The sequence below is a fragment of the Glutamicibacter sp. MOO4 genome (genome assembly GCF_056934395.1).
The window spans coordinates 1,455,676-1,468,840 of record NZ_CM167800.1 but is presented as its reverse complement, the minus strand read 5'-3'; the positions used below and the strand labels follow the sequence as shown (position 1 = coordinate 1,468,840).

10 protein-coding genes are annotated in these 13,165 nt (G+C 58.1%); 4 read left to right on the top strand and 6 right to left on the bottom strand.

Annotated features, from left to right (window positions below; all coding sequences use genetic code 11):
- Positions 1-3 precede the first annotated feature (3 nt).
- From AC1Z3F_RS06810 to secG, 3 genes are read left to right on the top strand one after another with little or no spacing between them, the layout of a single operon-like run.
- On the top strand, positions 4-1,233 hold the full coding sequence (locus AC1Z3F_RS06810; RefSeq protein ID WP_444613585.1) for a phosphoglycerate kinase: 1,230 nt from the start codon (positions 4-6) through the stop codon (positions 1,231-1,233).
- Positions 1,234-1,236: 3 nt separating this feature from the next.
- Positions 1,237-2,052, top strand: a complete 816-nt coding sequence (gene tpiA, locus AC1Z3F_RS06805) for a triose-phosphate isomerase (RefSeq protein ID WP_131088423.1) — start codon at positions 1,237-1,239, stop codon at positions 2,050-2,052.
- A gap of 22 nt (positions 2,053-2,074) precedes the next feature.
- Positions 2,075-2,326, top strand: coding sequence for a preprotein translocase subunit SecG (secG, locus tag AC1Z3F_RS06800; RefSeq protein ID WP_131088422.1), 252 nt, complete (start codon positions 2,075-2,077; stop codon positions 2,324-2,326).
- Between the two features lie 80 nt (positions 2,327-2,406).
- On the opposite strand, the gene glgX is transcribed toward secG, so the two are convergent.
- The 5 genes from glgX to AC1Z3F_RS06775 all read right to left on the bottom strand — a co-directional run bounded on the left by glgX (position 2,407) and on the right by AC1Z3F_RS06775 (position 12,033).
- Entirely contained in the window at positions 2,407-4,509 is a 2,103-nt protein-coding gene (glgX, locus tag AC1Z3F_RS06795; protein ID WP_483566844.1) for a glycogen debranching protein GlgX, read from the bottom strand.
- Entirely contained in the window at positions 4,506-5,954 is a 1,449-nt protein-coding gene (glgA, locus tag AC1Z3F_RS06790) for a glycogen synthase GlgA (RefSeq protein ID WP_483566843.1), read from the bottom strand. Before glgA ends, glgX begins: the two co-directional genes overlap by 4 nt.
- A gap of 6 nt (positions 5,955-5,960) precedes the next feature.
- Positions 5,961-7,295, bottom strand: a complete 1,335-nt coding sequence (glgC, locus tag AC1Z3F_RS06785; RefSeq protein WP_483566842.1) for a glucose-1-phosphate adenylyltransferase — start codon at positions 7,293-7,295, stop codon at positions 5,961-5,963.
- The gene (glgB, locus tag AC1Z3F_RS06780) at positions 7,292-9,484 is read right to left on the bottom strand and encodes a 1,4-alpha-glucan branching protein GlgB (RefSeq protein ID WP_483566841.1); all 2,193 of its coding nucleotides are present in this window, start codon (positions 9,482-9,484) and stop codon (positions 7,292-7,294) included. The genes glgC and glgB overlap by 4 nt, the downstream gene beginning before the upstream one ends.
- A 110-nt stretch (positions 9,485-9,594) precedes the next feature.
- Positions 9,595-12,033 (bottom strand): glycogen/starch/alpha-glucan phosphorylase, encoded by a 2,439-nt coding sequence (locus tag AC1Z3F_RS06775; RefSeq protein ID WP_262197555.1) that lies wholly within the window; start codon positions 12,031-12,033, stop codon positions 9,595-9,597.
- 116 nt (positions 12,034-12,149) lie between these two features.
- On the opposite strand from AC1Z3F_RS06775, the gene AC1Z3F_RS06770 reads away from it, so the two are divergent.
- A complete protein-coding gene (locus tag AC1Z3F_RS06770) occupies positions 12,150-12,548 on the top strand; it encodes a hypothetical protein (RefSeq protein WP_262197557.1) in 399 nt (132 codons plus the stop codon).
- A 7-nt stretch (positions 12,549-12,555) separates the two neighbouring features.
- Here AC1Z3F_RS06770 and AC1Z3F_RS06765 read toward each other — a convergent pair whose 3' ends face one another.
- Complete coding sequence (locus tag AC1Z3F_RS06765; protein ID WP_131088417.1) at positions 12,556-12,987, bottom strand: hypothetical protein; 432 nt, start codon at positions 12,985-12,987, stop codon at positions 12,556-12,558.
- Positions 12,988-13,165: the final 178 nt, after the last annotated feature.

Below are 13,165 nucleotides of genomic sequence, written 5' to 3'. Positions count from 1 at the left end.
GATATGTCTTCTCACACTATTGACGAATTGATCGCTGACAACGGTGTCCGCGGACGGCACGTTCTGGTCCGCAGTGACCTGAATGTGCCGCTCGACGGTGCAACTGTGACCGATGACGGCCGCGTACGCGCATCTTTGCCGGTCATCACCAAGCTAGTTGAAGCAGGTGCAAAGGTCATTGTTATGGCGCACCTGGGCCGCCCTAAGGGGCAGTTCGATGCGAAGTACTCGATCGCACCTGCAGCACAGCGCTTGAACGAACTTGCCGACTTTGATGTAACGGTTGCCGAGGATGTTGTGGGCGAATCCGCTCGCAAGGCCGCGGCAGACCTTGCTGAAGGTTCTGTACTGGTTCTTGAAAATGTTCGCTTCGATGCTCGCGAAACCTCTAAGGTTGACGCAGAACGCGAAGAGTTCGCCAAGGAATTGGCTGCTCTGACCGGCGAAAACGGCGCTTACGTGAACGACGCTTTTGGCGCCGTACACCGCAAGCACGCTTCGGTTTATGACATCGCAAGCTTGCTCCCTAGCTACCAGGGTGACCTCGTTGCAACCGAAGTCAAGGTTCTCAAGACCTTGACTGAATCTCCTAAGCGCCCCTATGTGGTGGTTCTGGGTGGTTCTAAGGTTTCGGACAAGCTTGCAGTTATTGACAACCTGCTGGGTAAGGCCGATCAGTTGCTGATCGGTGGCGGCATGGCTTTCACCTTCCTCAAGGCTCAGGGCTACGCCATTGGCGGCTCGTTGCTTGAAGAAGACCAGATTTCCGTCTGCGAAGATTACCTCAAGCGCGCTGAGCAGCTCGGTTGCGAGATCATCGTTCCTGTTGACGTTGTAGTCGCCGAGAAGTTTGGTGCCGACGCCGCACACGAAATCTTGCCAGCTGACAAGATCGAAGAAGCGAGCTTCGGTTCCAACGGATTGGGCCTGGATATCGGACCTAAGTCGGCAGAGCAGTTTGCAAGCTACATCACCAGCGCAAATACCGTGTTCTGGAATGGCCCAATGGGCGTATTCGAGATCCCGGCATTCGCTGAAGGTACCCGCACTGTTGCTCAGGCACTGGCCAACTCGGAAGCGTTCAGCGTTGTCGGCGGTGGCGATTCAGCCGCAGCCGTACGTGCCCTGGGCTTCTCGGAGGACGACTTCGGTCATATCTCCACCGGTGGCGGAGCATCCTTGGAGTACCTCGAAGGCAAGACCCTGCCGGGCGTTGCCGCATTGGAAGGTTAAGAAATGACCATTTCGCAGAACGGCGCCTTTGTGCGCCAGCCGCTGATCGCTGGCAACTGGAAGATGAACATGGACCACGTCCAGGGCATCACCCTAGTCCAGAAGCTTGCGTGGACCCTCAAGGACCACGAGCACAACTACGATCGTGCGCAAGTTGCAGTATTCCCGCCATTCACGGACATCCGTGGTGTTCAGACCTTGGTTCTGGGCGACAAGCTGGACGTCGTTTACGGCGCTCAGGATTTGTCTGCACAGGATTCGGGTGCGTACACCGGCGAAATTTCGGGCCAGTTCCTGAAGAAGCTCGGTTGCACCTACGTTTTGGTAGGTCACTCCGAGCGTCGTGAATACCACAACGAAACGAACGACGTAATTGCTACCAAGTTGGCGGCTGCTTACCGTCACGAGCTGACCCCAATGCTTTGCGTTGGAGAAGGCTTGGAAGTTCGTAAGGCTGCGGAGCACGTAGAGTTCACCTTGAACCAGTTGGCTGAATCGCTGGAAGGCGTGAGCGCTGAACAGGCAGAAAACCTGGTCATCGCTTACGAGCCAGTGTGGGCCATCGGTACCGGTGAAGTTGCAGGTCCTGCAGATGCTCAGGAAATGTGTGCAGCAATTCGCGGTGCACTTGCCCAGCGTTACGGCCAAGAAATCGCTGAGAAGACTCAGCTGCTCTATGGCGGTAGTGTTAAGGCTGCGAACACGGCAGCGATCATGCGCGAGCGTGACGTTGACGGCGTGTTGGTTGGCGGAGCCAGCCTCGACGCTGAAGAGTTTGCTAATATTGTCAGGTTCGAGCAACACCTCGTAACCGACTGAATCTAGCTAAGGAACCGTCGACTTGGATATTATCAAGATCATCCTGCAGGTACTGCTGGGCATCACAAGTGTCCTGCTAACCCTCCTGATCCTGCTTCATAAGGGTCGTGGTGGCGGTATGTCGGACATGTTCGGCGGCGGCATGACCAGCTCTATGGGCTCTTCAGGCGTTGCCGAGCGCAACCTGAATCGCATCACCATTATTCTTGGTCTTGTCTGGGGCGCCGTGATTATCGGCCTAGCCCTAGTCCTGAGGTTCAGCGCCGAGGCCTAAGCAAACCTTAGATCATCAGCTGCCAATGGGCGCCTTCCACATCATGTGGAAGGCGCCCATTGAGTTTAACAACGTGCGCGCTAAAGACCGGTACTGAGCACCACAACGCTATGAGCCTTGGCAGCGTAACTCTCTGTCACTGCGTCCACCGCGTCCGCCGAGTGTTCAGGCTCGGCGCTGTCCAACTCGATCTTCCATTGAGCTTCGCCCTCCGCAGGAAGCGCAAAGTCGCAGTGGTCGCCAAAGTTGAAAATGATCAGCACACTACCGGTGAGTTCTTCACCGCGTGGATCCTGGGCGCAACCGCGAAGCTGGAGAGCCAACGAACGGAAGGCCGGATCTTTCCAGTGCTCGGCGGTGGGAGCAGATCCATCCGGGCATAACCAACGCACGTCCTTAAACCCGTCGGCGCGCACCTTTCCGTGCAAGAAGCCACGCTGGCGCAGCAACGGGAGTCGCCGGCGTACATCAATGAGCTGACGTACATAGCTGATCAGCTCCCAGTCTGGTTCAGACCAGTCGATCCACCCCAACTCATTGTCCTGAGCGTAGGCGTTGTTATTGCCCGACTGGCTATTGCCCAGTTCATCGCCCGCCAGAAGCATAGGCACACCCTGTGCCAAAAGCAGGGTGGCGAGCATCGCGCGCACACGCAAGCTGCGCGCCGCAACGATCTCCGGGTCGTCGGTCGGTCCTTCTACTCCATGGTTATCGGAGTAGTTCTCACCGTGGCCATCCCGATTCTCCTCTCCATTGGCCTCGTTATGCTTCTGCGCATACGAGACGGTATCACGCAAGGTGAACCCGTCATGGGCGCTGATGAAGTTCACTCCCGCGAGGGTAGTGCGACCGGAGTCATCAAAGAGGTCCGCGGAACCCAATAGTAAGGAACCGAAGTTGGCTTCACCGAGCACTTCGCCACGCCAAGCCCGACGTACCCCATCGCGGAAGCGATCGTTCCACTGAGCGAAGGGGGCAGGGAAGTTGCCCAACTGGTAACCGCCCGGACCAAGATCCCACGGTTCGGCAATGAGCTTCAGCTCGGCGAGCACCGGATCTTGGGCGATGGCCTGCAGGAAGCTGCCTTCCGGGTTAAAGCCTTCGGGGCCTCTCGCTACCGCGGTGGCCAGGTCGAAGCGGAAACCGTCAACGCCGAAAGTTTGTGCCCAGTAGCGCAGGCTGTCCATCACCATGCGCAGCACTATCGGGGTATCAACCGCCAGCGTATTGCCGGTTCCGGCGTCGTTAATGTAGTGGCGCTGATCTTCGGCTAACCGAAAGTAGCCAGCATTATCCAGACCACGAAGATTCAGCGTTGGACCTTGATCTCCGCCTTCGCCGCTGTGGTTGTACACCACGTCAAGAATGACTTCGATGCCAGCTTCATGCAGGGTATAAACCAGTTGGCGAAGCTCAGCGATCGCATTATTTTGGGCATAGCGCGGTTCCGGAGCGAACCACGCCACCGGCTGATAACCCCAATAGTTGCGCAGCTCTTTCTCAACGATGTGTGCATCGTCGAGGAAGGTCTGCACCGGCAGAAGTTCCACGGCATTAACACCCAAGGAAACGAGGTGTTCAATCACCGCTGGATGGCCCATGCCGGCATAGGTTCCACGTAACTGCTCGGGAACGCTTGGATGCGCAGCCGAGATGCCTTTCAGATGAGTCTCGTAAATCACCAGATCAGCCAGGTCGTGGCCTGGGCGGTTGCTGGCAGGCTCCGGTCCCGTGGGCGTCGCGGTAATGATGCCGTGAGGTACCACCGTGGCACTGTCGCGCTGATCCAGCACAAGTTCGAGCTCTTCGTTTTCTGCCGGCTCGGTGCCTTCCATCAGTTCGTGATAGCGCACCGGACGGTCCAACGACCGAGCATAAGGGTCGATGAGCAATTTGTTGACGTTAAAGCGCAAGCCCTCGTTCGGCCGGAACTCACCGTCGGCGCGCAGCCCATAGCGCGCGCCCGCCCCTAGGCCGGCAAAATGGGCATGCCAAATGCCATCTTGACGGTAGGGGAGAGCAAGGCGCTGCTCGGGCTCCTGATCATTATCGGAGAACAGACAAAAGTAAAGCGCGGTGGCCAAAGGCGCGTAGACGGCAACGTTAATCCCGGAAGAATCCACGGTGACACCTAGCGGCCAGGAGCGGCCGGGGGACGCCGTGCCCGCCGGGGTTCTGGTCATGAGATGAGTTCCGTAAATAGCTGAGCATAGACGGCCGCCGATGTGCCCCAGTCCACCGGGGTGTTCAACCCCTGATCGCGCAGGCGCTCCCAGGCTTGAGTATCGGCATACAAGTCCACTGCTCGGCCTAGGGCAAAGCCCAAGCCTCCGGCATCGATGTCACTGAAGGTGAAACCGGTGGCAGTCCCATTTGCCAGATTCTCTGGCGTGGCATCCACGACGGTGTCACACAGACCACCGGTCGCGGCCACCAACGGAATAGCGCCGTAGCGCAGCCCGATTAGCTGGGTCAGCCCGCACGGTTCAAAGCGTGAAGGAACCAACACTAAATCTGCTCCGGCATATAACCGGTGGCTCAGCCGTTCGTCATAACCGATGTGCAATCCCACCGAGCCTGGATAGCGGGCCGCTAGCTCGCCCAGGGCATATTCGTAGCCTGGGTCGCCGGAACCCAGTACGATGACTGCACCACCGGATTCGATGAAGGTCGGTAGCTTCTCCAGCAACAGGTCTACACCCTTTTGATGGGTGAGTCTGGTGACCACCACAGCCAACGGACCAGAAGGATTTTCGAGAGAGAACTCGTCGAGCAGCGCTTGACGGTTTTCTGCCTTGGCCGTTGAATCCACCGCGCTGTAGTTGGTAACCATCGGATCCGTGGCAGGGTTCCAGACTTCGGTATCAATGCCATTGAGGATGCCCTTGAGCTCGCCGCGCTCGCTCCGCATGGACACTACACCCTCAAGCCCAAAGCCGAACTCCGCGCGGGTCAGCTCCTGAGCATAACTCGGGCTCACGGTGCTCACCTGTGAGGCATGAACCAGTCCCGCCTTCAGCGTGCTGACCAGCCCGTGGTACTCCAAGGCCTCCGAATGGAAGTCCCAGGTGGGAAGGTGCAGTGCATCGAGTTGATCGGGACCAAAAACGCCTTGGAAGGCAATGTTGTGGATGGTCAGCAGGCTTGGGATCGAGGAGCCGGCATACTTCAGGTAGGAAGGCACCAGCCCGGCCTGCCAATCGTGGGCGTGCACCACATCGGGGCGCCAACGATCACTCGTTCCCTCGATTGCAATCCGCGCAGCCACCCAAGACAGTGCGGCAAAACGTACATGGTTATCGTGATGGTCGTGCCCATCAACCACGTACGGGCCGCCGGGCCGGTCAAAGAGATGCGGCGCATCCAGCAACAGCAGGTCTAGGCCTTCGTAGCGACCGGTCCGGACTGAGGCTGGGCCGCCAAAAAGGTTCTCTTCTCGCCAAATTCGTCGGGTACGCCCTACCTGCTCCAGCACGCCAGGATAAGCGGGCATCAAGATGCGGGTGCGCCATCCCAGCGGTAGTAGGGCAGCGGGCAGGGCGCCAACTACATCGGCCAGACCGCCGGTTTTGACCAGCGGTGCACATTCGGAAGCAACAGACAGCACACGGCGTTGTCGTTGGGCCATCGGTTCTTATTCTCCCTTCAGCAGCTCTGGGCTCAATTTCAAGGCCCCGTCGAGCACTGCGGCACGGCGGTCGAGCATCGGCTGGGTGATCAGCACAACCCCGGAATCGGTGCGACGGAACCATTTTGAATCCTCGACCGGATCCTGGCCAACGACCAGACCCTCAGGAATGTGCACCCGGCTGTCGATCACACATTTGGTCAGATCGGCGTTGCGGCCCACATCGACGTTTGGCAGGGAGACTACCTGATCCATTTTCGAGAAGGAGTGCGCTCGGTTTCCGGTGAACAACAGCGAACGGTGAACATCGGCCCCGGAAAGGATGCAATTTCCAGAGATGAGCGACTCGATGGCTTGCCCACGTCGGGCTTCATCGTCGTGGATGAATTTTGCAGGCGGGGTCAACTCGGCGTAGGTCCAGATGGGCCAGGTGTTGTCGTAAAGATCCAGCGAAGGGACGACCTTGGTGAGATCCAGATTCGCCTGCCAGAAGGAATCGATAGTACCGACGTCGCGCCAGTACGGCTCGGTTTCCAGTCCGCCCATGACGCAAGAATCGGTGAACTTGTGGGCGTACGCACTGCCGTTGCGCACCACAGAGGGAATCAAATCGTGGCCAAAATCGTGGCTTGAGCTTGGATCTTCGGCGTCGTTGAGCAACAATTCGCGCAGGAATTTCCAGTTGAACACGTAGATGCCCATGGAAGCCAGTGCCATATCTGGATTCTCCGGCATGCCCGGAGGATTAGCCGGCTTTTCGAGGAAGTCCACGATGCGCCCATTGCGATTAACATGCATCACGCCAAAGCCGGTAGCCTCCTCGCGTGGCACCGTTAGGCAGCCGACTGTCACGTCGGCTTTGGTATTCACATGCTGGTGCAGCATGACCTCGTAGTCCATCTTGTATACGTGGTCACCGGCCAAGATGATCACGTACTCGACGTCGTAGTCATCAACAATATCGATATTCTGGGTGACCGCATCCGCGGTGCCCAGGTACCACTTGTTTTCCTGCACGCGCTGGCTGGCTGGCAGGATATCCAGGTACTCGTTGCGTTCGGAACGGAAAAAGCCCCAGCCACGCTGCATGTGGCGGATCAGCGAGTGTGCCTTGTACTGGGTGGCCACCGCCATTTTACGTACCCCAGAATTTAGGGCGTTGGACAGCGGGAAGTCGATAATCCGCGAGTTGCCACCAAAGTGGACCGCCGGTTTGGCCCGGCGGTCGGTGAGCTCTTCGAGCCGGCTTCCACGGCCACCGGCAAGAACGAAGGCCATCGCCTGGCTGGAAAGGCGCGGTGGTGCACCGGTCAGGTGACGAGTATCAGGTGCTGAATTCATGAGCGTTCCTCCACAAAATAGATTGCCGATAAAGGTGGGAGTGTGAGTAGTGCGGATTGTGCTTCGCCGCCCGCGGGGACGGCTTCGGTTTCGATCGCCCCGCCGTGGCCGCGGTTGGCCCCGTGGTAGCTCTCGGAATCGGTATTGAGGGCCTCAACCCAGCGTCCGGCCACCGGGAATCCGATACGGAAACCGGTGCGATCAACCGGGGTGAGGTTCACGACGACAACTACGTGCGCGTCGCCTGGCTCGCCGCGGCGCAGCCATGCGAACACCTGGTGTTCAACGTCGTCGACCAGCAGCCATTGGAACCCTTCGGCACTTGTATCGCGCCGATGCAGGGCGGGTTGCTCGCGGTAGAGCTTATTCAAATCGCGTACTAGGGAGAGCACCCCAGCATGACCGGGATCGTCAAGCGCATCCCACTCGAGTTGCCCCTGGAAGTTCCATTCGCTGCGCTGCCCGAACTCTTGGCCCATGAACAAGAGCTTTTTGCCCGGGTAGCCCCACATGTAGCCGTAGAAGGCCTTGAGATTGCCAAGTTTGTCGGCGTGGTTTCCGGGCATCCGCGAGTACATCGAACCCTTGCCGTGCACCACCTCATCATGGCTGATGGGCAGCAGGAAGTTCTCGCTGAAGGCGTAGGTGATGCCAAAGGTCAGCTGGTTGTGATGATGTTTGCGATAGACCGGATCCTTGCCGAAGTACTCCAGCGAATCGTTCATCCAGCCCAGATTCCACTTGTAACCAAAGCCCAGGCCGCCGGCATCCACCGGGCGGGTGACTCCGGGGTAGGAGGTGGAGTCTTCAGCGATCATCGTGATGCCTGGATGTTGTCCGTAGCTGGCCACATTGGTCTGCTTCAGGAATTCGAGCGCCTCATAGTTTTCGTTGCCGCCGTCCTTATTGGCAATCCACTCGCCGTCCTTACGCGAGTAGTCGCGGTTGATCATCGATGCGACCGCGTCTACGCGTAACCCGTCGAGGTGGTACTCATCAAGCCAGTACAGCGCGTTGGCCACCAGGAAATTGCGCACTTCTGGGCGGCCGTAGTTATAGATCAGCGTGTTCCAGTCCGGATGGAACCCTTCACGCGGATCGAGGTGTTCGTACAGTGCGGTGCCATCAAATCGGCCCAGTCCGTGCTGGTCGGTGGGGAAGTGCCCGGGTACCCAGTCGGCAATGACCCCGAGCCCGCGGGCGTGGGCGGCATCAACAAATGCCGCGAACTCCTGCGGCGTGCCGTAACGGACGGTGGGGGCGAATAACCCGACCGGCTGGTAGCCCCAGGACCCGTCAAAGGGATGTTCGCTTACCGGCAGCACCTCGATGTGGGTGAAGCCCAGGTCCGCCACATAGTCCACAAGTTGTGTTGCCAGCTGCAAGTAGCTTAGTGACTTATTGGTGTTGCCATCGCGACGCCACGAACCTAAATGCACCTCATAGATGCTGATCGGGGCATCAACCGCGTTGATCGACTCGCGCCGGGCGACCCATTGTTCATCGTTCCAATCATGGGCGCCAAGGGTGCGAACCACTGAACCGGTGGCAGGCGGATGCTCGGAGCCGAAGCCGACCGGATCGGCCTTTAACGGCAGCACTTGCCCGTCCTGGCCAAGTAGCTCGTACTTGTAGACCGTGCCCTCATTATGCCCGGGTAGGAAGAGTTCCCAGACGCCGGTGGCTCCACGCAAGCGCATCGGGTGGACGGTGCCGTTCCAGGAGTTGAAGTCTCCGACCACGGAGACTCGGGTTGCGTTGGGTGCCCAAAGGGCAAAGTGCACACCGGGCACTTGCTCGTGGGTGATCAGGTGCGCGCCGAGCGTCTTCCACAGGCCATGGTGCTCACCTTGCCCAATTAGATGTTCATCAAATTGGCCTAACACCGGGCCAAAGCGGTAAGCGTCCTCGCGTTCCTCCACGTAGCCCGAGGGCCAATGGATGCGCAAACGGTAGTACGGCAAGGCTGGCCCGGTGAACAGCGCCGGATCGCTAGGGTGTGCCTTCAGCTGCACTTCGTCGGTGGCGTTAAACAACCACAGTTGCTCAGCCCCGGGAATGCGCACCCGAACCTGCTTGCCATCTTCGGTGGGACCGAGCATCGCAAACGGGTCCGGGTGCCGACCCTGCGCCAACAGGTGAACCTGTTGCACGTCGAGCACCGAAAGACTCTTGCCTTCGTTAGTCACTGGGACTCCTAGTCGATTCAATTGCTCTCATCCAAACACACTGAGAGCACGCTCAATTCAAGATGACGCAGGTCACGACAGTATTACTCATCGTGTCGTGGAGGCGCGGCCTAAAGTGCGGATTCCACGTCCCAAATTTGCGTCATATATTCGCGAATTGAGCGGTCAGAGCTGAAATACCCCATACGGGCGATGTTCAGGATCGCCATGCGCTGCCAGCGTTCAGGATCGGCGTAGCAAGTGGCCACCTCACCCTGCGCCCGGTCGTAGTCCTCAAAGTCTGAGGCCACCAAGAACCAGTCACTGTTCCACATCGAGTCGAGCAGCCCGTCATAACGATGGTGATCCTCGGGGCTGAAGGTGCCCTCGGCAATAGCCTGAAGCACATCGCGCAGGGTTTGGCTGGCTTCCAGAGCGGTGCGTGAGTGATCGGGTTGAGCCCGGCGTTCGGCGACCTGTTCGGTAGTGAGCCCAAAGAGGAAGAAGTTTTCTTCTCCCACGTGCTCACGGATCTCAACGTTCGCCCCGTCCAGGGTACCGATGGTCAGCGCACCGTTAAGCGCAAACTTCATGTTGCCGGTGCCAGAGGCTTCCATGCCGGCCGTGGAAATCTGTTCGGACAGATCCGCGGCCGGGATCAGTTTCTCAGCCATCGAGACGCCGTAGTTTGCTGGGTACACCACGCGTAACAGGTGCGAGGTCTCAGGGTCGTTGTTAATAACCTCGGCAACGTCGTTGATCAGCTGAATGATCAATTTGGCCATGTGGTAGCTCGGGGCTGCCTTGCCGCCGAAGATCTTGACACGCGGGACCCAATTGGCCTGCGGGTCGCGCTTGATCCGCTGCCAGTGCGCAATGGTCCACAAGATGTTCAGCAGCTGACGCTTGTACTCGTGCAGTCGCTTCACCTGGGCGTCGTACAAGGCATCGGCAGGCAATTCGATGCCGTGTTCCTTGGCGAGCCAGCCGGTGAAATGTTCCTTGGCTTGAAGCTTGCTACGGCCGAAGGCGGCGCGGAAGGCTGGATCCTCGACGTAAGGCTCCAGATCACGAAGTCGTTCCAGGTCGGTTTCCCAACCGGCGCCAATAGTATCGGTAATCAACGCAGCCAATGATGGGTTGGCTAGCTTAAGCCAGCGACGCGGAGTGATGCCGTTGGTGATGTTCACGATGCGCCCGGGGTGCAGGGCGTTGTGTACCGGGAACAGGTCCTTGCTGACCAGTTCGGTATGCAGCGCCGAAACGCCGTTCACCTTGTGGCTGGTGGCGAAGGCCAGGTCGCCCATGCTGACCTGGTCGTGGCTGATCAGGCGCACTGGGTCCGGGGATGATCCCTGCAGTTCAACAAACTGGGTGTCCAACGTTTCGATGATCTGCAAGTGGCGTGGAAGCACCTTGCGCATCAAGCCCACACTCCAGCGCTCCAGGGCCTCGGGCAGCAACGTGTGGTTGGTGTAGCCCAAAACTTCGGTGGCAGTCTTCACTGCCGAATCGAAGTTCACGCCGTGCTCGTCCACCAGCAGGCGGATCAGTTCCGGGCCGGCTATCGCTGGGTGGGTGTCGTTCATCTGGATGGCAACAAACTCCGGGAGCTTGAGCAAATCCTGATGCGTGGCGAGGTGGCGGCGCAGGATGTCCTGCACGGAGGCGGAGGTCAGGAAGTATTCCTGGGAGAGCCGTAGCTCCTTGCCGCCTTCGGTGGTGTCGTTCGGGTAGAGCACTCGGCTCAAGCTTCGCGCCAATGCCTCGGGCTCGGATGCAGCAGCAAAGTCGCCGGCGTTAAAGCGGTTCAGGTCAAAGAGGTCGGCGCTTGGCATGGCCGCCCAGAGGCGCAGGGTATTGGCCCACTGTCCGCCGTAACCAACCACTGGTGTGTCGTGGGCGGAGGCGAGCACCTTGGAGTTTGGTGACCAGATTGAGGCGCCGTCGTGTTCGGAGAGTTCGCCGCCAAAGCCCACTGGGTAGGCGGCTTCAGGGCGTGTGAAGTCCCACGGGTTGTCGGTAGCCAGCCAGTTTTCTGGGGTTTCGATTTGCCGCCCGTTTTCAAAGTGCTGGCGGAACAGTCCATGTTCGTAGCGCAGGCCGTAGCCGTACGCCGGACAGCCCATGGTGGCCATGGATTCCAGATAGCAGGCAGCCAAACGACCCAACCCACCATTGCCCAATGCCGCATCAGGTTCGCCCGCGGCCACTTCATCAAAGCTCAAACCGAATTCCGCAAGTGTCTGAACCATGACATCGCGTAGTCCCAGGTTGATTGCTTGGTCTTCAAGCAGTCGGCCGATCAGAAATTCCATCGACAGGTAGTAGACCCGTTTGCGGTCTTCGTCCCAGGTGCGGCGGGTCGCACCAAACCAAGGATCCACCGCGTAGTCACGGACCGTGTGGGACAGGGCCATCCGCCAGTCGAAGAGTGAAGCTTGTTGCGGACTCTTACCGACTGTGTACTGCAGGTGACGTAACAGTTCTTGGCGGAACTGTGCGGGTGTCGTCACCGGATTTGCGGCATTGGTATCGCGGAGATCTCGGGCATCAATTGGTTGCGACATGTACTGCTCCCGTTGGCTTAAGTGGAACGTGAGTTTCGAATTGTGGCGCCTGAAATGTGACATTACTATAGGGCGCGCAATCTGTCTGCGGTGGTTACTTCAATGAGTCAAAAAACGTGTCGGACGTCATATTCTTCATCGTCGTTCCGGACGAAATACACGCCAGCATTTTCGGACTGGCACTAGGGGAATGGAAGTTCGCTGAGAACGTTCAGCCAAATAGTTCGCTGAAGACAATCGCGGTACAAGAGGTGCGCCTCGTGCGCTGGCCTACCTCGCCAGAGATAAACCGCGCAGCTTTGCGTATCCGGTCATCCAAGTCCAAAAAGTCCGCCTACCGGTTCGTGGTCGGTAATCTTCTTCCTTCTCCTGCATTGCTGGCTGCTTGGCTCAGCCACGGCGGCGAAATCCGTCCAAGCAACTCGCGCAATTTAGAAAGTTGCATCTATCGTTGCCGCAATTTCGCCAGATTGTGGTGGTTTGTTGACTCTGAAAGGGCATCGAAGGCTCTCTAGGGAGGTATCAAGCGGCAGTCCTAGCGGCGATTGCTCTTTCGCTAGGTTGAAAAATGTCCTTGTCGGAAACTAATAGATGCGATAACATCTGGTGTGTAATATTCGACACTCGCAATGTCGATGGAGATTTTTTGAAGAAAATAACAGTGCGCTTGACGGCAATTATCGCGACGTATGCGGTTTTGTTCTCGTTAGTAGCGGTACCAGTGCAAGCGGTCGAATCTGTTAAGAGTGTTGGGTTACCTGCTGCGACGACGCCTTGTTCGTTCACTCCTGAAACTACTGCGGTTGACTTAGCGGAAAGTTCGACCGCTGCCGTTGATTCGGGGCCAGTTGTCGCGAACCCAGCATGCGCTGCGGTTGCAGGTTGGCAGAGAACATGTTCCGCGACGGGAAAAGTATATTCCAGAAATATCTGGGTGAACTTCAAATCAGGCACGAATCCGTGCAAAGGAGCGTATCTGGTACTACGCCGTAACGACGGAAAAATGAACAGAGTAGTAGATACACGTACCTATAAGAGTCTCAACGAATGGTGTGGCAAGAGACCTTTCGACTGTGCAGTCGCGACTGGAGGATTCTTTTTCATTGCCGGATTACTGATTGGTCCGTGGAAT

Coding starts and splice junctions, on each gene's coding strand:
- tpiA (WP_131088423.1), top strand. CDS start 1,237: ATGACCATTTCGCAGAACGGCGCCTTTGTGCGCCAGCCGCTGATCGCT.
- glgA (WP_483566843.1), bottom strand. CDS start 5,954: ATGGCCCAACGACAACGCCGTGTGCTGTCTGTTGCTTCCGAATGTGCA.
- AC1Z3F_RS06810 (WP_444613585.1), top strand. CDS start 4: ATGTCTTCTCACACTATTGACGAATTGATCGCTGACAACGGTGTCCGC.
- glgX (WP_483566844.1), bottom strand. CDS start 4,509: ATGACCAGAACCCCGGCGGGCACGGCGTCCCCCGGCCGCTCCTGGCCG.
- glgC (WP_483566842.1), bottom strand. CDS start 7,295: ATGAATTCAGCACCTGATACTCGTCACCTGACCGGTGCACCACCGCGC.
- AC1Z3F_RS06775 (WP_262197555.1), bottom strand. CDS start 12,033: ATGTCGCAACCAATTGATGCCCGAGATCTCCGCGATACCAATGCCGCA.